The organism is Mesorhizobium waitakense (genome assembly GCF_056431085.1).
On sequence record NZ_JBWKME010000128.1, the window covers coordinates 12,684 to 34,794 of the forward strand.

At 64.1% G+C, this 22,111-nt stretch carries 21 protein-coding genes and 2 pseudogenes; 15 read left to right on the forward strand and 8 right to left on the reverse strand.

The annotated features are described in order from the left end of the window. Position 1 precedes the first annotated feature (1 nt). Positions 2-2,004: pseudogene (locus tag AC07FD_RS26690) on the reverse strand (PhoX family protein). A gap of 322 nt (positions 2,005-2,326) precedes the next feature. Between AC07FD_RS26690 and AC07FD_RS26695 the strand changes: the two are divergent. Further along, positions 2,327-2,833 (forward strand): hypothetical protein, encoded by a 507-nt coding sequence (locus AC07FD_RS26695; RefSeq protein WP_478352277.1) that lies wholly within the window; start codon positions 2,327-2,329, stop codon positions 2,831-2,833. A gap of 315 nt (positions 2,834-3,148) precedes the next feature. Next, positions 3,149-3,688, forward strand: coding sequence for a hypothetical protein (locus AC07FD_RS26700; RefSeq protein ID WP_478352278.1), 540 nt, complete (start codon positions 3,149-3,151; stop codon positions 3,686-3,688). A 211-nt stretch (positions 3,689-3,899) separates the two neighbouring features. Here AC07FD_RS26700 and AC07FD_RS26705 read toward each other — a convergent pair whose 3' ends face one another. Both AC07FD_RS26705 and AC07FD_RS26710 read right to left on the reverse strand, forming a co-directional pair. Then, the gene (locus AC07FD_RS26705; RefSeq protein ID WP_095083843.1) at positions 3,900-4,562 is read right to left on the reverse strand and encodes a response regulator; all 663 of its coding nucleotides are present in this window, start codon (positions 4,560-4,562) and stop codon (positions 3,900-3,902) included. Continuing rightward, a complete protein-coding gene (locus AC07FD_RS26710) occupies positions 4,559-5,950 on the reverse strand; it encodes a sensor histidine kinase (RefSeq protein ID WP_095083842.1) in 1,392 nt (463 codons plus the stop codon). The genes AC07FD_RS26705 and AC07FD_RS26710 overlap by 4 nt, the downstream gene beginning before the upstream one ends. A 169-nt stretch (positions 5,951-6,119) precedes the next feature. Between AC07FD_RS26710 and AC07FD_RS26715 the strand changes: the two genes are divergently transcribed. From AC07FD_RS26715 to AC07FD_RS26745, 7 genes and pseudogenes are all read left to right on the forward strand, one after another. Next, positions 6,120-6,461 (forward strand): hypothetical protein, encoded by a 342-nt coding sequence (locus AC07FD_RS26715; protein ID WP_478352279.1) that lies wholly within the window; start codon positions 6,120-6,122, stop codon positions 6,459-6,461. Positions 6,462-6,475: 14 nt separating this feature from the next. Next, positions 6,476-7,195, forward strand: coding sequence for a phosphatase PAP2 family protein (locus AC07FD_RS26720; protein WP_095083840.1), 720 nt, complete (start codon positions 6,476-6,478; stop codon positions 7,193-7,195). 285 nt (positions 7,196-7,480) lie between these two features. After that, the gene (locus AC07FD_RS26725) at positions 7,481-7,759 is read left to right on the forward strand and encodes a helix-turn-helix domain-containing protein (RefSeq protein WP_477392663.1); all 279 of its coding nucleotides are present in this window, start codon (positions 7,481-7,483) and stop codon (positions 7,757-7,759) included. Positions 7,760-7,826: 67 nt separating this feature from the next. Further along, a pseudogene (locus AC07FD_RS26730) lies at positions 7,827-9,541 on the forward strand (SulP family inorganic anion transporter). Between the two features lie 208 nt (positions 9,542-9,749). After that, positions 9,750-10,247 carry a GNAT family N-acetyltransferase gene (locus AC07FD_RS26735; protein ID WP_478352280.1) on the forward strand — a complete coding sequence of 166 codons (498 nt, stop codon included), beginning with the start codon at positions 9,750-9,752 and terminating at the stop codon, positions 10,245-10,247. 191 nt (positions 10,248-10,438) lie between these two features. Continuing rightward, on the forward strand, positions 10,439-10,810 hold the full coding sequence (locus AC07FD_RS26740; protein WP_478352281.1) for a YciI family protein: 372 nt from the start codon (positions 10,439-10,441) through the stop codon (positions 10,808-10,810). A 115-nt stretch (positions 10,811-10,925) separates the two neighbouring features. Further along, positions 10,926-12,191 (forward strand): RNA polymerase sigma factor, encoded by a 1,266-nt coding sequence (locus tag AC07FD_RS26745; RefSeq protein WP_478352282.1) that lies wholly within the window; start codon positions 10,926-10,928, stop codon positions 12,189-12,191. Here AC07FD_RS26745 and AC07FD_RS26750 read toward each other — a convergent pair. Beyond that, positions 12,188-12,607, reverse strand: coding sequence for a DOPA 4,5-dioxygenase family protein (locus AC07FD_RS26750; RefSeq protein WP_478352283.1), 420 nt, complete (start codon positions 12,605-12,607; stop codon positions 12,188-12,190). The genes AC07FD_RS26745 and AC07FD_RS26750 overlap by 4 nt on opposite strands. A 200-nt stretch (positions 12,608-12,807) precedes the next feature. Between AC07FD_RS26750 and AC07FD_RS26755 the strand changes: the two genes are divergently transcribed. The 6 genes from AC07FD_RS26755 (at position 12,808) to AC07FD_RS26780 (ending at position 19,013) form a co-directional block, all read left to right on the forward strand. Next, positions 12,808-14,385, forward strand: a complete 1,578-nt coding sequence (locus AC07FD_RS26755; RefSeq protein ID WP_478352284.1) for an HD domain-containing phosphohydrolase — start codon at positions 12,808-12,810, stop codon at positions 14,383-14,385. A 92-nt stretch (positions 14,386-14,477) separates the two neighbouring features. Beyond that, entirely contained in the window at positions 14,478-14,750 is a 273-nt protein-coding gene (locus tag AC07FD_RS26760) for a hypothetical protein (protein WP_184872797.1), read from the forward strand. 70 nt (positions 14,751-14,820) lie between these two features. After that, the gene (locus AC07FD_RS26765) at positions 14,821-15,954 is read left to right on the forward strand and encodes a substrate-binding protein (RefSeq protein WP_478352285.1); all 1,134 of its coding nucleotides are present in this window, start codon (positions 14,821-14,823) and stop codon (positions 15,952-15,954) included. Positions 15,955-16,180: 226 nt separating this feature from the next. Then, complete coding sequence (locus AC07FD_RS26770; RefSeq protein WP_478352286.1) at positions 16,181-17,077, forward strand: aminoglycoside phosphotransferase family protein; 897 nt, start codon at positions 16,181-16,183, stop codon at positions 17,075-17,077. 127 nt (positions 17,078-17,204) lie between these two features. Further along, on the forward strand, positions 17,205-18,353 hold the full coding sequence (locus AC07FD_RS26775) for an amidohydrolase (RefSeq protein ID WP_478352287.1): 1,149 nt from the start codon (positions 17,205-17,207) through the stop codon (positions 18,351-18,353). A gap of 186 nt (positions 18,354-18,539) precedes the next feature. Then, complete coding sequence (locus AC07FD_RS26780) at positions 18,540-19,013, forward strand: VOC family protein (protein WP_478352310.1); 474 nt, start codon at positions 18,540-18,542, stop codon at positions 19,011-19,013. Between the two features lie 12 nt (positions 19,014-19,025). On the opposite strand, the gene AC07FD_RS26785 is transcribed toward AC07FD_RS26780, so the two are convergent. The 4 genes from AC07FD_RS26785 to AC07FD_RS26800 form a co-directional block, all read right to left on the reverse strand. Beyond that, complete coding sequence (locus AC07FD_RS26785; protein ID WP_184872801.1) at positions 19,026-19,952, reverse strand: DMT family transporter; 927 nt, start codon at positions 19,950-19,952, stop codon at positions 19,026-19,028. Between the two features lie 109 nt (positions 19,953-20,061). Continuing rightward, positions 20,062-20,664 (reverse strand): DNA-3-methyladenine glycosylase, encoded by a 603-nt coding sequence (locus tag AC07FD_RS26790; RefSeq protein WP_478352288.1) that lies wholly within the window; start codon positions 20,662-20,664, stop codon positions 20,062-20,064. An 18-nt stretch (positions 20,665-20,682) separates the two neighbouring features. Beyond that, entirely contained in the window at positions 20,683-21,063 is a 381-nt protein-coding gene (locus AC07FD_RS26795) for a nuclear transport factor 2 family protein (RefSeq protein WP_184872803.1), read from the reverse strand. A gap of 89 nt (positions 21,064-21,152) precedes the next feature. After that, the gene (locus AC07FD_RS26800; protein ID WP_478352289.1) at positions 21,153-22,007 is read right to left on the reverse strand and encodes an SMP-30/gluconolactonase/LRE family protein; all 855 of its coding nucleotides are present in this window, start codon (positions 22,005-22,007) and stop codon (positions 21,153-21,155) included. Positions 22,008-22,111: the final 104 nt, after the last annotated feature.

The following is a 22,111-nucleotide window of genomic DNA, read 5'->3' on the forward strand; positions in this document are numbered from 1 at the left end:
ATTAAACCGCGATCTTGCCGCCGCCCTGTCTGGTGATGGCGACGACCGCCGGCCGCACCGGCATGTCGGGCTTGAAGTCGGGCCAGCGCGTCGACAGGTCCTCATATAGGACGGGCGGCCGAACGCTTCCCAGTCCTCGCCGCCGTCACCCGGATGCTGGACGGCGACAAAGGCGGTCTGATCGTCAGGGGCGAACAGCGGGCCACACATTTCGGCGCCGATCGGCACGCGGAAGAACAGTTTCGAGGTTGCCCGCGCCGAGCCTTCGGTGTCGACCGCCCACAGCCCATCGGTGCGGCCGGTGGTCTTTGGGCTCTGGCCGTCGGTGGCGACCCACAGGCGTCCGGCTGAATCGACCGCGCAATTGTCGGGCATGCCGAACCAGCCATTGGCCGTCGTCGCCGTCGAGAAGGTGGCGCCGACATCGGCAACCGCCGGATCGCCACATTTCAAAAGCACTTCCCACTTGCCCTTGGTGGCAGTGAAATCGCCGCCATCCTCGGCGATCTCGATGATGTGGCCAAAAGCGTTTTCGGCGCGCGGGTTGGCGGCATCGACCTGGTCTGCCTTGCGCTTCGAATTGTTGGTCAGCATGACATAGACCTTGCCGTTGACGGCATTGGGCTGGATGTCCTCTGGGCGGTCCATCTTGGTGGCGCCGAGCAGGTCGGCGGCGCGTCGTGTCTCGATCAGCACGTCGGCCTGGCTTGCAAAGCCGTTTTCGGCGGTCAACGGTCCCTGGCCGAAGACGATCGGCAGCCATTCGACGGAGCCGTCTTCGGCGAACTTGGCGACATGCAGCGTGCCGTCGTCGAGCAGATCCTTGTTCGCCGCGAGGTCATTGGGATTGAACTTACCGCTGGTGACGAACTTGTAGGCATAGTCGAAGCGCTCGTCATCGCCGAGATAGAAGACGACGCGGCCATCCTTGGCGACGATCGATTCGGCACCCTCGTGCTTGAAGCGGCCCATGGCGGTGCGCTTCCTCGGCGTCGAGGTCGGATCGTTGACATCGACCTCGACGATCCAGCCGAAGCGGTTGGCCTCGTTCGGCTCCTTGGCCAGGTCGAAGCGGTCATAGTGCGCCGCCCATTCATAGGCGCCTTCGGGAATGCCGAGGCGCTTGTAGTTGGCGGCTTCCTTGTGGCCCTCGGGCAATTCGCCGGAGAAATAGCCGTGGATGTTCTCCTCGGCCATCACATAGGTGCCCCACGGCGTGACGCCGCCGGCGCAATTGTTGAAGGTGCCCAAAACCTTCGTGCCGGACGGGTCGGCATTGGTCTTGACGCGGTCATGGCCGGCAACCGGGCCGGACAGCGCCATTTCGGTGTTGGAAGTAACGCGGCGGTTGAGCTTGCCGTCGCACACCACTTGCCATTTGCCGCCGTCCTTGCGGATCTCGACGATGGTGCCGCCATGCGCCGCCATCTCGACATCGACCTGTTCCTTGCTGAGCGGTGCGACGTCGGCCGACTTCTTGCCGTCCTTCTCGACGATCTTGACGATGCCCGGGAACATCAGATGCGGGTTGGTGTATTCGTGGTTGACGACCAGCAGGCCGTGTTCGGCCGAACCGTCGATCGCGATGTAGCCGACATAGTCGTTGTTGTAGCCGAACTGTTTCGCCTGCGCCTGCGCCGACTGCTTCGTCGGGTCGAACTCCGGCGAATCGGCAAACAGCGGATCGCCCCAGCGCAACAGCACATCGGCATCGTAGCCCGGCGCGACATGGTGCTTGTCGTCGATGCCGGCCTCCAGCTCGTCGAACGCGAAGGCGGAGCCTTCGGCGGCCCGGGCCTGGTCGGCGCTGACCAGCGCCAGCGGGCTGACGGTGGCGGCGATCGCCGAGACGGCCAGCGAGCCTTTCAGGAAACCACGGCGCGAGAACCGCGCGGCGATGATCTCGCCCATGGTGCGGTTGTCGGTGGGATTGGTGGCCGGGCCGGCGCTTTCCTCGAGCAGGCTGGTGCGGAATTTGGCGTCGGGGGAGCGGTGTTCGGTCATCTGGCTTGCCTCTGGCTTTGCGGGTGGCTGGAGCGTGTTGCCTGTTCAACCCCTTATAGTCACCTGGTCACATTTTCGTGACATCAAAAGCCTTTCAGCCGCGACAGCATTCTGAGACGTCGCTAAGCACTCTGCGAGCAGCAAGTAGCATTGGGACAAAGGTCCCTTGTCAGGCCCGGCAAAGGTCCCTTGGCGACACCGCATCGGTCGTGGACCGGTTACGCGAGGCCGCCATGTCGGCGATGGTGGGTCCCTTGCGAAAACGCCGGCGGTGAAATCCGCCTGCCTGAAATCCGCCTGCCTGATCGAAGAGGAGACCAGGATGCGCAGATCGATCGCGACCCGCTGTTGCTGGCTGGCGCTGAGGGCGACCTCGGCACTGGCGCTGGCCATCGCCCCTTGTCAACTCGCTTTCCACGGCTCTGGTCCCGGCATCGTTGCCGCAAGCGCGCATGCCAAGGATGGCGGACATGGCAGTGGCGGTGGAGGTGGCGGCGGAAGCGGCAGCGGCGGGAGTGGCGGGAGCGGCAACAGCAGTAGCGGAAACGGTAACTCCGGAAACGCTGGCGGAGACAATGGCGCCGGCGACGATCACGGCGCAGCCGGCAATTCTGGGGTCGGCAAAGGTCACGACGAGGATGGAGATCACGTCAATGCGAAAACCGGCGACAGGGTCGAAATAGACGGCAACAAGATCGAGGTCGAGCATCCCGACGGCATCACGGAAGAGATCGAGAACGGCCGTTTCCAGATGAAAGATGCACTCGGCCGCACGATTGTCGAACGTCCAGCGACTGCAAACGACATCAGTCGTCTTCGGGCCTTGTGAAGCAGAAGGCCCTGTGAAGCAGATCAACCGGGGAACGACCAGCTTGACAAGTCACCTCCGCCGCCCCCGGCGGAGGTGACTTGATGTTCGGCGGCATCAGGTAAGCCAGCTTCCAGTCGGCGATGGCGGTCGCCGCCGTCCATACAAGGCATATATTAGCACAAGCTTGGGACTTTAGTCCAATCTTGCGCTTGCAAAGGTCCTGGGTGACAAGCGCAACGGTCGGATACGGCTTTCGGGTATCTTTTCTTTCGGCGATGCTGGTGCAACTCCAACGTCGACGGTGGCACGCCAGCTCAATCGACGGAGATCACCATGCATAGATCGATCACGACCCGTTGTTGCCGGCTGGCGCTCAAATCGGCGGCCGCGCTGGCGCTGACCATCGCTCCCTATCAGATTGACCTCCACGGCTCCGCTCCTGGAATCCACGCCGCTAGCGCACAGGCCGGCAAGGGCGGCGGTGGCGGCGGCAATGGTGGTGGCGGCGGTGGCGGAAACGGTGGCAACAGCGGCGGCAATGGAAACGGCAACAGCGGCAATAGCGGCGGTAACGGTAACGGAAACAGCGGCAATAGCAGCGGTAACGGAAACAACGGCAAAGGAAATAGCGGAACCGCCAGCGGCAACTCTAAATCCAACCAGGGGCAGAACGAAAATGGTAACGGTCGCCATGTCAACGCCAAGACCGGTGACGAGGTCGACGTGGAGGGCAAGACGATCACGGTCCAGCACCCCGACGGCATAATGGAAAAGATCGAGAATGGCCGTTTCAGGATGGAGGATTCGCTCGGGCGCACGATCATCGATCGCGGAGCCACGCCGGCGGATGTCAGCCGCCTCAAAGCGTTGTGAAGTTGGCCAACAGGCAACGGCCGGCTTCACACGTCACCTCCGCCGCCCCCGGCGGAGGTGACCTCTCTTTTGTCACCCGGTTTCCGGCTGATGTATGTCGCCCAGAGGTAGAGGCAACGACATGCATAAAAACAAAGACTTAAAGCGCGCCTGATAGAGCTGTTCGGCGTTTCCGTGAAACGGTGAGCCGCTCTCGGGATGGCCGAAGCCTCTACGAATGGTTCCGGTCCCGGTCGCGCGACTCACGCATCATCAAGGCTGCTTCGGTGCGGTTTCGCACATTGAGCTTCGACAGCACGCCGGTCATGTGATGCTTGACGGTCTTCTCCTGCAGCTCCAGCCGCAAGGCAACTTCCTTGTTGCTCAGGCCCTCCGCCACCAGTCGCAGAATTTCTGCCTGTCGCTCGGTGAGTTGCCGCAGCCGGTCCACTATGCCGTCGGTCGGCTGCAGGGACTGGAGATCCGAAAGCAGGCGGGCTGACAGCGTCGGCGAAAGATAGCTTTCCCCGGCCGCCACGCTGTGCAGGATGTCTGCGAGCGCGCGCGACCCGACGCCCTTGAGGACATAGCCACGCACCCCGGCGTTCAGGGCCCTGGTCACGTCGGCATTGGCCTCCGAAACGGTCAACATGACGATCTTCTGGGCGGGATGGCTGGCGAGGATGCTTGCAACCGCGGTCAGACCGCCGCCCGGCATGGAGATATCGAGCAGCAGAATGTCCGGCCGTACGGTCGAGACGATGCGCTCGGCATCCTGCGCCGTGGCGCCCTCGCCAACCATCTCGAAGCCGCCGATTTCCGTCAGGCTGCGCGTCACGCCCTCGCGAAAGAGGGGATGGTCGTCGATAATGGCAATGCGAATGGCGCCGATCATGCTTGCTCCTCGACCGATAGGCGGATCACCAATCGCGTGCCGTGCGGCCCGGTCAAGGTTTCGAACTGGCCGCCAATGCTTTCGACCCGCTCTCTGAGCCCGGCGAGCCCGAGACCCTCGACGCGTGCCGGATCGAAGCCCGGCCCGCCGTCCGAGACTTCAACGAAAAGCCTGCTGCCTTTCATCCCCGCACTCACCGCCTGATCCTTGCCTCGCCCGTGGCGATAGGCATTGTTCAACCCTTCCTGCACGAAACGATAGATGCTGATCTTCTCGGAGGCACCGGGCTCTGGCAAGTGTCCGGCCAGCGTGAGTGTCACCGACGTCCCTGTCCTCATCTCGTGTTCGTTGACGGCCAGCCGCAGGATGTCCGTTGTGGCAGCCGTCTCGATCTGCGGCAGGACGAGGCCTGTGCAGATGCCGCGTATTTCGCGCATCGCATCCTCCAGCGTCTTGCGGATCATCGCAACCTCGGTCGAGCGGCTTTCGCTCGAATGGCCATCGCCGGAAAATACCGGACTGTCCATGCGCAGCGCCGCCAGCGCGACGAGTTGGGCCGGACCGTCATGCAGGTCGGCGCCGATGCGGCGCAGGTATCTTTCATTGAGCGCGGTGGCGCGGCGGGACGCCCGCTGCACGCGAACCCGCAAGGCGTTGTTTTGCGCAACCAGGCCCTGCAGCTCCGACACCTGGCGGCGCAGCGCCCCGCGCTGGTCGTCGATGGTGCGGCTGCCGCGCAGGACGATGCCGGACAGGAGCACAAATGCCGCCAGGGTCGCGCCGGCCACGATCAGCCAGCTTGACAGCAGAGCGGAAGCCAGGGTGGTCTTGAAGTCGTCGGCGACCTCATAGAATTCTGTGACGGCCACCACTTCGCCGGACCACGGCTCGCGCACGGGATTGTAGATCTCGAGCAACGGCAAGCCGATCGCCTCCGCCTGGCTTTCGTTCTCGTCGAACGTATCGAACTGGGCGACGACATTGCCCTGGAAGGCGGAACGCAGACCGGGGCTCAGATCGAAGCGGTGGCCGATCAAACCCGCCTCCTTCGCATAGAGAACCATGCCGTCACGGCGCCAGAGCCTGAACGATACGATGCGCTTGCCGAGCGCGCCCTGGCCGAGCGTCTCATCGAGCGCTTGTTTGACGCTATCGCTGAGTTCCTGGCTCTTGCGCAGGTCGGGCAGCAGCGGCGCAATCACGCTGTCGACATAGAGCGCCGTCGTGGCAGCCGAATTGCGAATGACGCCGTCCCGGATCTGTGTCGTCACCCAGGCGCCCACCACCAGCATGACGGCCAGAAGGCCAAAGCCGCCGGCAACGAGGAATTGCAGCGCGAGGGAAAGCTCGCTCCAGCGTCGCAACAAGTTTTGAAGAATGCGAATCATGGCCCCCGACCGCCCTTCAATCGACAGGCTGGGCGATGCCGGCACTTTGAGCTTCCATCCTGCCGTTGCCAAGGCCTTCGTTTGATCAACGTCGCTTGACGTCCCGGCGCGCTTCGGAAACAAGTCCGCGATACACGCGGCGCGATCCGCTTCGAGAGGGGACAGGACGTTGAGTTTTTCGGGGTTGCTGCAGCTTGGCTTTTCGACGGTGATCTTCCTGCTGGCGGCGATGGCGGCCAAGCAGTGGGGCATGGCGCCGAGCCTTGGCAAGATCCTGCTGACGCTGGCGCTCTATTCGCTGGGCAATCTGGTCATGCTGCGGTTGATCCGCCAATTCGGCATGTCGGTGTCGTTCAGTCTCTCGGCCGTCATCCAGCTGGTCTCGGTGAATGTCGTCGCCCTGATGTTCTTCGGCGAGCGCGTCAACACGCTGCAGGCGACCGGCATCGTGCTGGCGATCGCCGCCGTGGCGCTGATCACGCTCGGACCCTATCTGCAGGGGCGGTTGTAACGGGCCAGTTGCCGATGAAGAACGCCGCCAATGCACTGCTGAACCGGATCGAATTCCCGGTGCTGCTGGCCGGCCTGGTCATCGCCGGCTGCCTGTGGGGGTTCGAGGAGTTGATGGAGGTGGCGCGGGCCACCACGCCGCACGCCTTCGACACCGAAATCCTGCTCGCCTTCCGCCAGCCGGGCCAGCCGGGTGTGCCGATCGGCCCGCTTTGGCTGGAAGGCGCCATGCGCGATATCACCAGCCTCGGCAGCTCGGCCGTGCTGGTGCTGATCACGGCGGCGACGATCGTCTATCTGTTGTTGATCCGCCGTCCGGCAACGGCGCTGCTCATCTTCGTCGCGGTGGCGGGCGGCCAGGTGCTGTCGAGCCTGCTCAAACTCGGTGTCGACCGGCCGCGGCCCGAACTCGTTTCGCATCTGGTCAACGAAACTTCGCTGTCCTTTCCGAGCGGTCACGCCATGCTGTCGGCGGTAACCTATCTGACGCTCGGCTCGCTGGCGGCGAGTTTCCTGCCGGGAAGGGTGACGAAGATCTATGTGTTGTCGCTCGCCGTGCTGGTGACGCTGCTGGTCGGCGTCAGCCGCATCTATCTCGGTGTCCACTGGCCGTCGGATGTGCTGGCCGGCTGGTGCGCCGGCTTCGCCTGGGCAATGCTGTGCTGGTTGGCGGCCCGCGCGTTGCAGCGGGGACGCGGACGCCGCCTGAACGACGAAAGCGAAATTGCAGATTGACGGCCCCGGGCAGAAATCAAATCAGTCGGTTGATCAGCCCATGCCCGCAGCCTGCCAGCAAAAGAACCACCGACAGCACGCATGCCGATGTCATGAAGCTCCTGAAAAGATTCAACCGCGCTACCCCCTGCCCCAGATGGAACACCCTAGCTCGAAGTCCCCAGGAAGTATCTGACAAAATGGACAAACAGGCGCTTACGTATCAGACATTCATGTTGATGCTTGAAACATCACAATGATGGTATTATACGCTATAGCCGCAGACTCAGACGGGGATTTCGGCCGATGATCACTGCCGCGCAGATGCGCGCCGCAAGGGCGCTGGCCGGCATCGATCAGAAGTCGCTCGCCGAACGCGCCGGGGTTTCGCTTCCGACCATCCAGCGGATGGAGGCGAGCGACGGCGTGGTCAGGGGCGTGGTCGATACGCTGATGAAGGTCATCCAGGCTCTCGATGAGGCCGGGGTGGAGCTGATCGGCGAGAACCAGACCAGCGAGCGCGGCGGCAGGGGCGTGCGCCTCAAGCCTGTCGTGCTGCCGGATCCGAAGGCTGAGCCGGCATAAAGTCGCGACGGCGACCGCCGACAGTCCTGCCGACGATCCCGCCGCCTTCTGGAGCGGAAACCAGTCCATGGATCAGGCGCAGCAGGCAGTGCATCAACCGGACCAGAGGTCGGCCCAGAAGTCGGCCCAAGGGTCGGCAAAGCCGACATTTTCCGAATTGTTCACGCCAAAGCTGGTGACGGTCTGGCGCGAGGGCTACCATCTGCCGCAGTTCAAGGCCGACTTCATGTCCGGCCTGACCGTCGCCATCGTCGCGTTGCCGCTGTCGATGGCGATCGCGATTGCCTCGGGCGTGACGCCGGAGCGTGGCCTCTACACCTCGATCATCGGCAGTTTCATCATTTCGGCGCTCGGCGGCAGCCGCTTCCAGATCGGTGGGCCCGCCGGCGCCTTCATCGTGCTGGTGGCAGCAACGGTGGCCCGGATCGGCGTCGACGGGCTGTTGCTGGCGACCATGATGGCCGGCGTTTTCCTGCTCGCCATCGGCTATCTCCGCCTCGGCACCTACATCAAGTTCATCCCCTATCCAGTGACGGTCGGCTTCACCGCCGGCATCGCCGTCATCATCTTTTCAGGACAAGATCGTCGAACTGTTCGGACTGAAACTTACCGGCAAGGAGCCGGGACCGCTGGTGCCGAAGCTGATGGCGATCGGTGAGGCGGCCGGCACCATCAACCTCGCCGCGACCTTCGTGGCGGTGTTGACCATCGTCACCATCGCCGGCCTGAAGCGCTGGCGGCCGACATGGCCCGCCATGCTCATCGCCATCGGCCTGGCCTCGCTGGTGGTGGCGCTGTTTGCGCTGCCAGCGGAGACGATAGGCACCCGCTTCGGCGGCATCCCACGCAGCCTGCAAATGCCTGCCTTGCCGCCGGTGAGCCTGGGCAGGATGATTGACGTGCTGCCGGATGCCATAGCCTTTGCCCTGCTCGGCGCGATCGAATCGCTGCTGTCGGCCGTAGTCGCCGACGGCATGACCGGGCGGCGGCACCGTTCCAACTGTGAACTGGTGGCGCAAGGCTTCGCCAACATCGCCTCGGCCCTGTTTGGCGGCATCTGCGCCACCGGCACCATCGCCCGCACGGCGACCAATGTGCGGGCCGGCGCGCATGGACCGATTTCTGGCATGATCCACTCCGCCATCCTGCTTGCGCTGATGCTGGTGGCCGCGCCGCTAGCCAGCTACATCCCGCTTGCCGCCCTTGCCGGCGTTCTGGCGGTGGAACATGTTCGAGAAGCAGGCTTTCGCCACGCTGCTGCGCGCGTCGCGCGGCGACGCGCTGGTGCTGATGGTGACCTTCCTGCTCGTCGTCTTCCGCGACTTGACCGAAGGCATCGTCGTCGGCTTCGTGCTGGGGTCGATCCTGTTCATCGACCGCATGGCCAAGTCGATCGCGGTCGAGGCCGACTTGCCGCTGGTGCAGGAGGATGTCGCCGACAGCAGCGGCAGCGCCTATGATGCCAGCGAGGCAAGCGACGTCGACACCGTCGTCTACCGCATCTCCGGCGCGTTCTTCTTCGGCGCCGCATCGACTGTCGGCACTGTGCTCGACCGCATCGCCGACCAGCGCAAGAATTTCATCCTCGACTGCTCGGCCGTGCCGTTCCTCGATTCGACCGCGGCCAATGTCATCGAGGGCGCCGCCCACAAGGCCAGGCGCGCCGGTGTCCGCTTCATCATATCGGGCGCCTCGCCGCAGACACGGCGCATGCTGATCAACCACGGCGTCAAGCGGCCGCTGGTGACCTATGCCGCCTCGATCAGCGACGCACGGGCGTAGCTGAACGGGAAACGAGAGACGCAGTAGTGGTCGGGATTTGCCGGCCGGGAGCCACTTGGTCAGGTGAAACTTCTCCGCCGTCAGCGCCGATCGCCACGCCCCGCTTTTGTCCCGAAGCGGTCACTGGCTCAATCCCCCGATTTGGATGATCCCACTGGACCGCAGCCGGGATCGACCGCAAAGTGGAACGACAGGGAGGAGGGCTGTCGTGGCCGACGAGGTGGTTATTCGTGAACTCAATGGGCTCGATGAGATACTCTCGATCTATCCGGTGTACCGGCTGAGCCACTCGCATCTGGACGAAGCGGCGTTTCGGGAACGGCTGTCGGCCATGCTCGCGCGGGGCAACTACCGCTGTATCGCGGCCTATGTCGGCGATCGGATGGTGGGTGTCTCCGGCTTCTGGACGGGCATTCAGCTCTGGTGCGGGAAGTACATCGAAGCCGACCATGTGGTGGTCGACACGACGCTGCGCCGCCTTGGCACGGGCAGCAGGCTGATGGCGTGGATCGAGGCGGAGGGCGAGCGGACTGGATGCGCTGTCTTTCGTATCGCCATGGTGCTTGGCAAGGAACCCACGCACCAGTTTTATGTTCGAAACGGCTTCTTTGATGACGGCCTTCTCATGGTGAAGGCCCTGAGCCGAGGCGCCGCGGAGTTTCCCGAGTATGTATCGCGACCTGCCGAGCCAGGCCTGGGGGGCTAGCGGCTCGCAGCCATTTCTCTTCGGGTGTCCGCTTCCGGCTTTTGACCATTGCCGACTTCGATCCCTGGCCCGGAAGCGGCCTGCGCGCCCCAACCGTCGAAGAAATTTGCGGGACGATGTCGATTTCCGTAAACCCCGTTCGTCGTTTCGATGCGAGGCCGATGAGGCCGGCTCAAAACAGGAGACAGACGATGCGTGTGATGGTGTTCGTGAAGGCGACCGAAGACAGCGAAAAGGGCTTTGTCCCCACGCCCGAGACGATGGCGATGATGGAGGCGATGGGCAGGTACAATGACGAGCTGCGCAATGCCGGCATCCTTCTCACCGCCGATGGCCTCAAACCCTCCTCGAAAGGCAAGCGTATTGCGTTCGAAGGTCCCGGCCGCAGGGTCATCGACGGGCCTTTCGCCGAGACCCGCGAGCTGGTCGCCGGTTTCTGGCTTTGGGAAGTCAAGGACATGGACGAGGCGGTGGCCTGGGTGAAGCGCTGCCCCAATCCCATGCCGGGACCGAGCGAGATCGAAATCCGGCCGCTGTACGAGATGGCCGATTGGCAGGAGTAGCTGACGCCGGAGGTCATGAAAATCCATGGCCGGACCCGTGAAACTCAGCGGCACTAGCGACTGTCGGCCGTAGCCTTCTTGCCTGCCTTGTGACTTTGGCCGACAATGCGGCGGCATGACAGCAGGCGAGACGCACCAGGCGATCGAAGCGATTTTTCGCATTGAACGGGCCCGGCTCATCGCGGGTCTGGCCCGCGTCGTGCGCAATGTCGACCTTGCGGAGGAACTGGCGCAGGACGCCCTGGTCATTGCCCTGTCGCAATGGCCCGCAACCGGTGTTCCGGCCAATCCCGGCGCCTGGCTGATGACGGTGGCCAAGCGCCGCGCCATCGACGCGATCCGTCGCGACAAGATGCGCGCGCGCAAGCATGAGGAGATCGCGCGCGAGCAGGACGGCGAAGTCGACGACACGCCCGGGATGATCGAAGCGGCCATGAACGACGATCTTGGCGACGAGCTGCTTGGCCTCATTTTCACGGCCTGCCATCCCGTGCTTTCGGCCGACGCCCGCGCCGCGCTCACGCTGCGTGTCATCGGCGGTCTGACGACGGACGAGATCGCCCGTGCCTTCCTCTCGACTGAGGCGACGATCGCCCAGCGCATCGTCCGCGCCAAGAGGACGATCGGCAAGGCCGGATTGAGTTTCGAGGTGCCGCGCGGCGCCGAACGCACGGCGCGGCTCTCCTCGGTGCTGGAGGTCGTCTACCTCATCTTCAATGAAGGTTATGCCGCCACAGTGGGCGACGATCTTGTCCGGCCGGGCCTGTGCCGGGAAGCGCAACGGCTGGGCCGCATGCTGGCGGGGCTGATGCCCGAGGATGCCGAAGTGTTCGGCCTGCTGGCCCTGATGGAAATCCAGGCATCGCGCCTGCCGGCACGCATTGGCCCGGACGGTGCCCTGGTGCCGCTGACCGAGCAGGATCGCGCACGCTGGGACCAATTGCTGATCCGCCGGGGCCTTGACGCGCTGGCTCGCGCCGAAACGCTCGGGGGCGATGGCCCCTATGCACTGCAAGCCGCACTCGCGGCCTGCCATGCGCGCGCACGCAGCCCGGCCGATACCGACTGGCCCCGCATTGCAGCGCTCTACGACCGGCTGCGGGCCGTGATGCCCACGCCGGTGGTCGATCTCAATCGGGCGGTCGCCCACAGCATGGCTTTCGGGCCCGAAGCGGGCCTGCGGCTGGTGGACGAGATTGTCGACACCGCCGCGCTGCGTAACTATGCGCCACTGCCGGCGGCGAGGGGCGACTTCCTGTTTCGGGCCGGCCGGCTGGCCGAGGCCCGCTCCGAATTCGAGACTGCGGCCAGGCTGACCCGCAACATGCGGGAAGCCGCCTTTCTCCTCGCCCGCGCGGACGCTTGCGCTGAGAATTGCTAGGCCGAGAGGGACGGGTTGGTGTTGGGCGGCAGCGCCTCTTCCGCCTCGTGATCGTCCGGAAGACTATCGCCGTTCACCGCCAGCGGCCGTCCGATCCAGATCGGGTCGACCAGATGGTCGCGCCGCGCGTTGGTCGTATTCGGGTGGATGAGTATGCTGAGCCCCCTATGGTTCAGCATCAGCCACGGGACGAGTGAAGCGAAAATTTCGTTCGCAAATGAGACCTGGTACATTGCCCGATCATGCGGGCCAACCTTCTGCTCATGCCAATTGCCCAGGCGTACGCGGAAACGCTCTCCGATGCGAAGACGCAGCCATTCGGCATGGTGTCGCTCGCTTTGCCCGTCGTAGTAGATGTGGGCATGATAGCTGGCAATCTCCGCGAGCGGCCTTGGACTGGCGGCGTCTTCGTTCACCTCGATAGTCTCCTGTCGCTTGCGTCAGAACTGTACCCCAAGCAAGGACGCCTTGTCTGCAACCGGTGCGGCGTCCGCAACCGGTGCGGGTTCGTTCGAGTTCGGTCCAGTTTATTGCAGGATAGCACGTCAGGCCTGGGATTTTTCCCCTAGGTGTTGACGGCACGCGGGACTAGCATGGGGCTCACTGGGGGTGTGCGATGACAGACGTCTCGATACGCCGCGCGGACTTCATGATGGTCCTGGCCTATGCTTCGGACCTCGCCACCGGCCATTCTCGCGACTTCGCACTGAAATCCTGCGTGCTTGCAATGCGGATCGCCGAGGTTGCGGGTGTTTCCGTTGAGGTTCGGCGCAATACCTACCACCAGTCGATGCTGCGCTATGTCGGCTGCAATGCCGACACGGACCTGCTATCGGCCACTTTCGGCGACGAAATCGCACTCCGCCAGGATCTTGTCGGTCTCGATATGGGCAACCGTGCGGAACTGGGCAGGGTCTTCGTGCAGGCCTTCAAGCGGTTCTACTACGATCTCGAGCCTGACGCGCAGGCCAGGGCGATCGAGGCCGCGATGTCGCAGGCGCTTGCGGTGGCCCGCCCGGTGCTGACAGCGCATTGCGAGGTCGCGCAGCGGATCGGCGAGCGGCTCGGCCTTTCCGACGAGATCCGGCGCAATCTTGGACAGATCTACGAACGCTGGGACGGCAAAGGCCTGCCGCGCGGGCTGAGCGGCGAGGATGTCCTGCCGGCCGTGCGCCTGATCACTTTGGCGCAGGATGCGATTGCGCTCAGCGATGCCGTCGGCATCGACGGGATGGCCGAGACCATCGCCAGTCGCAGCGATGGCCCATACGAAGCAGAACTGGCCCAGCTCGTCGCCGCCAACGCGGCGGCGCTGATGGAGGGCATCGGCACGACGGTCGACCGCGAGACGATCCTGTCGCTCGAGCCCGATCCGCCGGTGACCCTGGATGAGGCGGCTTGCGATGAGGCTTTCCTCGCCATCGCCGACATGATCGACATGCGCATGCCGTTCACGCATGGTCATTCGCGGATGGTGGCGGAACTGGCGGAGGGCGCAGGACAAGGGATCGGGCTGCCCGCCGCTGACGTTCGCGCGCTGCGCTGGTCGGGCTGCATCCATGATATCGGCGAACTGGTGGTGCCGGTGGCGACCTGGATGCGCAACGGCCCGCTGTCGGTTCGCGAGCGCGACGCGGCACAGCTGCACGCCTATTACGGCGAACGGGCGCTGGCCTCGTTCGGCCGCGAAGGCGATGCGATGGGCGCCCTTGTGCTTCGCCATCACGAACGTCTGGATGGCTCGGGCTATCACCGCAAGGTCGGCGCTTCCGACCTGTCGCCTGCGGCAAGGATCCTGGCTGCTGCCGAAGCATTCCAGACGTCGCGGGAGGAACGTCCGCACCGCAAGGCGCTGCCTAGTGAGGCGGCGGCGGCACAGTTGCGCGCAGCCGTTCGTGAGGGCTGCATCTGCCCCGACGCCGCCGAGGCCGTGTTGTCCTTCGCCGGGCAGCCATCGCGCCGGGTGCCGCCGCGGGCGCTGGCCGGCATGACGCCTCGCGAGATCGAGGTTCTGCGCCTGATCGCCGCTGGCCTCACCGCGAAGGAGGCGGCACGCAGGCTCGACATCTCGCCCAAGACGGCGGACCACCATATCCAGAGCGTCTATTCAAAGATCGGCGTGACCACCCGCGCCGCCGCCGCGCTCTACGCGGTCGAGCACGGCCTTATCCGACCGGGCGAAACGCAGGCATAGGGAATCCACCCCATGCGCGCCTGCTCCAGTGCGCGCATCGTGGATCCTGTCGACGGATCAATGGTGGCCGCGACTGATAGGAGGGTAAACCGATGCTTCTCGCAACGACCAAGGTGGCGGATGTCGACCGCTTCATCCGGATCTTTTCGACCAAGGGCGCCGACAAGCGCCGGCTGCACGGCTCGAACGGCGCAACCGTGTTCCGCGACCCCAGCGAGGCGGACCGCGTCTGGGCCATCTTCGACTGGGATGCCGAGGGCTGGAAGAATTTCGTGTCGGATCCGGAGGTGCCGGCGATCCTGCAGGAAGCCGGCCATGTCGGCAAGCCGCAGGCCGCACTGCTGCTCGGCCACTACGAGGCCTGAGGTCCCGCACTGCGCGCCGCCTGGCGTCCGGCGGCGCGCTTGACCAACCGCCCAGATTTGGAGAAATCAAATGGATCCGAAACCCATCAAGATCGGCCTTATCGCCGAACTCACCGGCCCCTTGTCCTTCATGGGCATCGCCAACGCGAATCTCACGACAATGCTCGTCGACGACATCAACGCCGGGGGCGGTCTTCTCGGCCGGCCGGTGAAGCTGGTCATCGAGGATGGCGAAACCGTCGAAAGCGTTGCCAAGGCAAGGACCGCGAAACTGATCGACGTCGACAAGGTCGATGTGGTCGTTGGCGGCATCTACAGCTCGACCCGCCAGGCCATCAAGAGCGAGGCGGTAACGCGAGGCAGGACGCTCTATATCTACACCGAGCAGTACGAGGGACAGGAAAACGATCCCTTGATCTTCTGCACGGGTCCGGTGCCCGCGCAGCAGGTCGAACCGTTGATCCCATGGCTTATGAAAAGCACCGGGGCGAAGCGGTTCTATTTTCCGTCGGCCGACTACATCTGGCCCCATCTGCTGAACAAGGCGGCAAGCCGGGTGGTGCGCGCCAACGGCGGCGAGATCGTCGGCGAGGAGTATTTTCCGCTCGACACCGTCGATTTCCGGCGAACGGTGCAGCAGATCATGGCGAGCGGCGCCGACGTGGTCTTCAACACCATCGTCCCGCCGGGCCTGACGCCATTCCTTGACGAACTGCACAAGGCCGGTTTTGGCAAGCGGGGCGGCAAGATCGTCTGCACCTACTTCGACGAGAACTTCTTCAACCTTGTGCCGTCGGAGCAGATCGAGGGTCTCTACAGCTGCCTCGACTATTACCAGGAACTCGACGATCCGTTTGGCCGCGCGCTCCTGCGTCGCTACAGCGATCGATTCCCCGGCAGCGCGATGTTGACCGCAGGCAGCGGCTGCACGGGCCACTACCGCGCGATCAGGATGTGGGAAGCGGCGGCGAAGGAAGCCGGCACGGTGGAGCGCGACGCGGTCATCCGGGCGCTCGATCACGCCCGCATAAGCGAGGGGCCCGGCGGCCCGGCCGAAATGGTTCCGGGCCAGCACCATGTTCGCATGAACATGTACATCGCACAGGCGAAGGGCGGTCGATTCCGGGTGGTCAAGAACTTGGGTCCGATCGATCCCAACGAGCGCGTGCTTAGCGACGAATTCCAGCCAAGCAAGGCGGGGTGATTGGGCGGCGGCGGGGGGCGGCTTCCTGTTTCGGGCCGGGCGACCGGCGGCTCCAAGACCGAAAGCCGCCAGTCCGTTCCCGGCCCTGGGCTGCCGGTCTGAAAAGCGCCTGTTCCAGACATTTTGGGATCTAGTGCGAAGACTTGGAAGCGGACCTTGGTCCCTGCATTCGCTAAAATCACCAAACGATGTACCCTTCATGCCGAGCTCGGCAGGACGAGAACTCATGATGCATGACGATCAGGTGGATATCGACATCGATATCGCCCGCCAGATGATCCGCGATCAGTTTCCCCAGTATCGTCATGAGGACATCACCCCAGTCAGATCGTCGGGAACCGTCAATGCCATCTTCCGCATTGGCTCGAAGAGCACGGCGCGGTTCCCACTGCGGGCGATGAGTCCGGCCGAATGCGCCGATATGCTTCGGTCGGAGGCCGCCGCCATGGTCGAGCTTGGAGAACATTGCCTGTTTCCGACGCCTCAACCGATTGGGCTCGGCGGGCCAGGTCCCCACTATCCAATGCCATGGGCATTGCAAACGTGGATTGAAGGCGAGGTCGCCACGCCGCAAGGGCTAAGTGCATCGACGGCGTTCGCCCTGGACCTTGCACACCTCGTGGCATCGTTGCGCCAAGCGGACACACGGGGCCGACCCTTCGATGGGCAAGGACGTGGTGGACAACTCTCCGATCATGACGATTGGATGAATGTTTGCTTTGAAAACAGCGAGGGCCTTCTCGATGTGATCAGACTGCGCGATTTGTGGGCTCGCTTCCGCGAGCTGCCATCCGCTGGGCCTGTCGTGATGAGTCACAAGGACCTTATCCCAGCAAACCTTCTCGTGCAGGGCGAGCGTCTTGTCGGTGTGCTTGATGGCGGCAGTTTCGGTCCAGCCGACCCGTCGCTGGATTTGGTCGTCGCGTGGCATCTTCTGGACCGCGAGCGAAGGGCGACCTTTCGGCGCGGCCTTCAAGTTGAGGACCTTTGGTGGATGCGTGGTGCAGCTTGGGCATTCCAGCAGGCAATGGGTCTCGTCTGGTATTACCATCGCACCAACCCCGCCATGAGTGCGCTTGGGCGCAGCACGATCTCTCGCATTCTCGATGATCCTGACATCTGAACTCTGGTAGTCGGGGCGCGCCATTCCGGAACTCGCTCTGGCACGACCGCTGCGGATTGACCGCCTCTGTCGGTTGGCGGAAGTTTCGCTGCGTGTGTTATGCAGAGCGTAAGCGGAGACGGACAACGTGACCTTGACCAATCGAGACATCGTCGAGCTTACGGCATGGCGGCGCCAGCTGCACCAGCGTCCGGAAATCTCGAATGAAGAGGAGAGGACGGCGAAAGAGGTCGTCGACTTCCTCGCCGATACGAGGCCGGACGAGGTGCTCACCGGCTTGGGCGGGCACGGCGTCGCGGCGGTCTACGCAAGCGGCAAGGCGGGACCGACGCTGTTGTTCCGCTCGGAGCTCGATGCGCTGCCGATCCACGAACTTTCGGGCGCGCCACATGCATCGCTGGTGCCTGGCAAGTCGCACATGTGCGGCCATGACGGACACACCGCGATCCTGGCAGCACTTGGCCGTCAGCTGGGGCGCGAGAGGCCGGCCCGCGGCCGTGTCGTGCTGATGTTCCAGCCGGCGGAAGAAACCGGCAATGGCGCGGCCGGCGTCGTCGCCGATCCGCGCTTCGGCGCTATTGCGCCGGATCTCGCGTTCTCACTGCACAATCTGCCGGGCGTGCCGCTCGGCGAGGTCCGGCTCAAGACGGGCGTGGTGAACTGTGCCTCGCGCGGCATGCGCATCGTGCTGGAGGGGAAGACCGCGCATTCGTCGATGCCCGAGACCGGCATCTCGCCCATGATGGCAATCAGCCGGCTGATGCCGGCCCTGCCTGCGCTCGGCAGCGGAACTTTTGCCGACGACGACTTCAGCATGGTCACCGTCACCCATGCCGAGATGGGCGAAGCCGTGTTCGGCATCGCGCCCGGCCAGGCCGAGATCTGGGCGACGCTGCGCACCCGGCGCGACGACCGCATGGCCAATTTATGCGCCGCCGCGGAAGCCCTGGTCACGCGCGTCGCCGCCGAGCATCTTTTGTCGCCCCGGTGGGACTATCATGAGGTGTTCGTGGCCAGCGTCAACGCACCGGAGGCGGTGGAGCATCTGCGGCGAGCACTCGACGAGGAGGGCGTCCCCCACGGCGAAGAAAACCTGCCGATGCGTGCCTCGGAAGATTTCGGCGTGTTCGGCCACAAGGCGGCATCGGCGATGTTCTTCCTTGGCGCGGGCGAACGGCACCCGGCGCTGCACAATCCCGATTATGATTTTCCGGACGACCTGATCCCGATCGGTTCAAAAGTATTCATGCGGACGCTGCGAAACCTTCTTGGCTAACGCCGGCCACGGTCAACTCGAATGGAGGAAACCCGGCTCACAGGAACATCGTTTCGTGGACGGAACATCCGATGGCATGAGCGCATTTCTGTGTTCGCACCGTCGAGGCCGACTGTGAATCGTCGCCGGGGTGCGTGGGAAATCGGGCCGCAACTGATACAAAAGGGAAAGGGACAAGCAATGGCAATTGCCAAGAACACGATCTGCCTGTGGTACGACAAGGATGCGGAGGCTGCAGCCCGCTTCTACGCCGAGACTTTTCCTGACAGCGCGGTGCGTGCCGTCCATCGTGCGCCCAGCGACTACCCGTCCGGCAAGGCGGGCGATGTGCTGACTGTCGAATTCACGGTCGCCGGCATCCCCTGCCTCGGCCTCAATGGCGGGCCGGTGTTCAAGCACAACGAAGCCTTCTCGTTCCAGATCGCCACCGACGATCAGCAGGAGACCGACCGCTACTGGAACGCCATCGTCGGCAATGGCGGCCAGGAAAGCGCATGCGGCTGGTGCAAGGACAGATGGGGCGTCTCCTGGCAGATCACGCCGCGCGTGCTGACCGAGGCGATGGCTGCCGGCGGCGATGAAGCAAAACGCGCCTTTGATGCGATGATGGACATGAAGAAAATCGACGTCGCCGCCATCGAGGCCGCGCGGCGCAACTGACGACAGGCCCTGTCAGACTGTCGCCTCGATCGGCTCGGCAAGCTTCGGGTTTGCGCGTGCCGCGATCAGGCAGCCGGCGACGATCAGGCATGCTCCTGTCAGCGTGGTCCAGGTCGCCGCCTCGTCGAAGAAGAACCAGCCAAGCGCGATCGCCCAGATGAAGGCCGAGTATTCCGTCGGGATCAGATATTGCGCCTCGGCGCGGGCGTAGGACCAGCTCATCAGGAATTGCCCGGCAAGCGACAGCACCGTTACCCCGGCCAGGGGAAGCCAAAGATTGGTCGGCAGCGCCACCGCGAGCCACGGCGCGGCTAGGCCGAGGAGGATGGCCACGCAAAGGTTCTGGAACAACATGATCTCGACTGGCTTGGCCAACTGCGCCTGTTGCCGCGCCAGGATCAGATTGTAGCCGTAGAACACCGTCGATACGAGCACCGCCGCCGTGCCCAGCATGGCATCCTGCGAATAGCTTTCCCGCCCGAACTGGCCGGCCATTATGATCGCGACGCCGGCAATGCCGGCCAGCGATGCCCAGATCGCCTGCCGTCGGATTCGTTCGCCCAGCAACAACGCGGCGAGGAAGAGGGCGAACAGGGGCGCGACGAAGCTGAGCCCGATCGCCTCCGCCAGCGGCAGCCTGGCCAGACCCCAAAAGAAGCACATCAGGACGATGCCGACGACAGCGGCGCGCAGCGCATGCAACCGTAGCACCGCAAGGGTTGGCTTTGAGCGCGGCCCAGCAGACCAAGCCGCACCGGCGACGACGGTCGCGACCATGCTGCGCCACAGCACGGTGTTGTAGACGCCGACGGCGATGACCAGGGTCTTCATCGCCGCATCCATCCCCGACAGCAGGAAGATCGCGAACGCGCACACCAGCACCGGCGTCATCGGGGCAACGGCGCCGGCCAGGCTGGGGGTCTTGACGGCTTCACTCATGTGCAGCCGGATATCTCAGAGGAAACGGCAGGACCAGATGGCAGCCCCGTCCATATGGCGGTCCAATCCCGACCGGCTTTTTGTCCGCCGAGTCAGGGGGTGGTGCTCCCTATTCGTTGAGCGATCTCGGACCGCTGACGAACGGGCTCCCCCTGACGTAAAATCGGAGCAGGCGGCTCGCGTCCCGCGAAATACCGATCCTGGTGCTCTGCCCGATTTCGCCGGGCTCGTCGTCGTCACCATGTCCGAGCCACAGCGGGCCGCGCTGGCAAAGATCGAGCCCGTCGAGCGAACGATCGATCCGCAACGCCGTGGCGAGCCTTCCCGGTCCTCGCGCCAGGTCGCGCAAGCGCTCGATGCCGCGATTGAGCCGCATGATGGCGATGCCTTCGAGCGGCTCGAGCGCCCGAATCAGGACGCCGGTTCCGATCCCGGGCACGTCGCTCGAGACATTCAGCATGTATGAGATGCCGTAGGCGAGATAGACATAGGCGTGGCCGGGCTCGAGAAACAGCGAACGGTTGCGCGGGGTCATCCCCCGGTAGCCATGCCCGGCGGCATCGCCCACGACATAGGCCTCGGTCTCGACAATGCGGCCGCTGGCGATGCCTTCCGGTAACTCCCGCACCACCACCTTGCCTATGAGATAGCGGGCGAGAGCGGCCGTATCGTTAGGCAGCTCCGGGCGGGCGAGTGGGCGTTGGATGACCATCCTTATGGCGGCCAGGGTTCAGGGAATCCGCTCGACCCATTGCGCGCGCGAAGGCCCCGGCTCGAACGGATCGCCGAAATACTGCGTCTCGCGGGCCACCTTGCCATCGAGGAACTCCATGATGCTCACCGTGTAGGACGGCCGCCCGTCATAGGCCAGGACATATTCAGTGACCCAGAGGTCGCCCGCACCGGTGATCCGCCGCACCGTGAAGCGCTTCCGGTTCGGCTGTGCTGCGCGAGACGATTGAATCTTGCGCCGCCCGCGGATGCGCTCGCCCGATTGCGGATAATCGAGCACCGCATCCTCCCGGTAAATCTCGTGCTCCGCCTCGAAATCGTTCGCGTCTGAGGCCGCCCAATGGCGATCCAGAGCCGCGCGAATCTCCCCGTCGTCCATATCGAAACTCCTTCACCGCCGATGGGGCCGGCGTATCGTATGCCGGCCTGGGCCGGGACGAGCCGGCTAACAATACCGCGAGACAGCTCTCAGTCGAGTGTCAGTGCAGCCACTTCGCCTTCATTCATCAGCGGCACGAAAATGGTCGACTTGCCGTCGGTGCCGATGTCGGCGCTGCCTGGCTTGAAATGCGCCAGCGTTTCGGGAGCGGCGCCGGCACGGTAGCGGTAGAGCGTGCCGGTCATGTAGGCGGTGGCGTAGATGGTGTCGCCGATGGCGATGACGCCGTCGAGGTTGGCGAATTTCTGCGCGCCGGGCAGAGGCGAAACCGCCTTGCTGGCGAGATCGACCGACAGCAGCCCGCCCGGTTCGGCCGTGCTGAAATCGGGCTTGATGCCCTTGCCCCAGGAGGCCACGATCAGCCGGCTGCCGTCGGCGAAGACGCCGTTGGGCGAAGCCAGCGCCGCATCCCTGACGAACAGCTCCGGCTGGTCGCCGTCGATGCGGTAGATGGCGTCGGCCAGCATGTCGGTGACATAGACCTTGCCGGATCGGTCTGATGTCATGTCGTTGAGGAAGACCGCATTCGGTACCGTGATGCTGGAAACCAGTTTTCCGCTGGCGAGATCGACGACGCGGACCTTGGTGATGTCGGCGACATAGAGCTTGCCGCCCGATATCGCCATGCCCTTGGGCGCATCCATGCCGTCGGTCCAGTGCCGGGTGACCGTCTTGCCGTCAGTGGACAGCACCGAGAGATAGCCATTGCCGTCGGCATCACCGGGATTGCCGACGATGTTGGAGACGATGATGCGGTTGTTGGCGGCGTCGAACATCGCCGATTCCGGCTGTTCGAGGCCTGTCGCGCGCCAGAGCTCGCCAGCCTGGGCGGCAGGCGCCGCCACGATGCCGATGACTGCGAAAAGGGGGATGAAGCGGTTCATGAGTGCTCTCCTGTGATGACGGGGAAGAGCTACGGTTCTCGATACTTTCCGAAAAGGCCGATTACCGCTAGTATCGTAAATCGATACCAAACTGCCGGCAAGAG

Excerpts from the sequence above, each read along its gene's own strand:
- AC07FD_RS26745 (WP_478352282.1), top strand. The coding sequence starts at position 10,926 with ATGACAGCAGGCGAGACGCACCAGGCGATCGAAGCGATTTTTCGCATT.
- AC07FD_RS26760 (WP_184872797.1), top strand. The coding sequence starts at position 14,478 with ATGCTTCTCGCAACGACCAAGGTGGCGGATGTCGACCGCTTCATCCGG.
- AC07FD_RS26705 (WP_095083843.1), bottom strand. The coding sequence starts at position 4,562 with ATGATCGGCGCCATTCGCATTGCCATTATCGACGACCATCCCCTCTTT.
- AC07FD_RS26725 (WP_477392663.1), top strand. The coding sequence starts at position 7,481 with ATGATCACTGCCGCGCAGATGCGCGCCGCAAGGGCGCTGGCCGGCATC.
- AC07FD_RS26740 (WP_478352281.1), top strand. The coding sequence starts at position 10,439 with ATGCGTGTGATGGTGTTCGTGAAGGCGACCGAAGACAGCGAAAAGGGC.
- AC07FD_RS26795 (WP_184872803.1), bottom strand. The coding sequence starts at position 21,063 with ATGGACGACGGGGAGATTCGCGCGGCTCTGGATCGCCATTGGGCGGCC.
- AC07FD_RS26790 (WP_478352288.1), bottom strand. The coding sequence starts at position 20,664 with ATGGTCATCCAACGCCCACTCGCCCGCCCGGAGCTGCCTAACGATACG.
- AC07FD_RS26785 (WP_184872801.1), bottom strand. The coding sequence starts at position 19,952 with ATGAGTGAAGCCGTCAAGACCCCCAGCCTGGCCGGCGCCGTTGCCCCG.
- AC07FD_RS26765 (WP_478352285.1), top strand. The coding sequence starts at position 14,821 with ATGGATCCGAAACCCATCAAGATCGGCCTTATCGCCGAACTCACCGGC.
- AC07FD_RS26710 (WP_095083842.1), bottom strand. The coding sequence starts at position 5,950 with ATGATTCGCATTCTTCAAAACTTGTTGCGACGCTGGAGCGAGCTTTCC.
- AC07FD_RS26720 (WP_095083840.1), top strand. The coding sequence starts at position 6,476 with ATGAAGAACGCCGCCAATGCACTGCTGAACCGGATCGAATTCCCGGTG.
- AC07FD_RS26800 (WP_478352289.1), bottom strand. The coding sequence starts at position 22,007 with ATGAACCGCTTCATCCCCCTTTTCGCAGTCATCGGCATCGTGGCGGCG.
- AC07FD_RS26770 (WP_478352286.1), top strand. The coding sequence starts at position 16,181 with ATGATGCATGACGATCAGGTGGATATCGACATCGATATCGCCCGCCAG.
- AC07FD_RS26755 (WP_478352284.1), top strand. The coding sequence starts at position 12,808 with ATGACAGACGTCTCGATACGCCGCGCGGACTTCATGATGGTCCTGGCC.
- AC07FD_RS26695 (WP_478352277.1), top strand. The coding sequence starts at position 2,327 with ATGCGCAGATCGATCGCGACCCGCTGTTGCTGGCTGGCGCTGAGGGCG.
- AC07FD_RS26700 (WP_478352278.1), top strand. The coding sequence starts at position 3,149 with ATGCATAGATCGATCACGACCCGTTGTTGCCGGCTGGCGCTCAAATCG.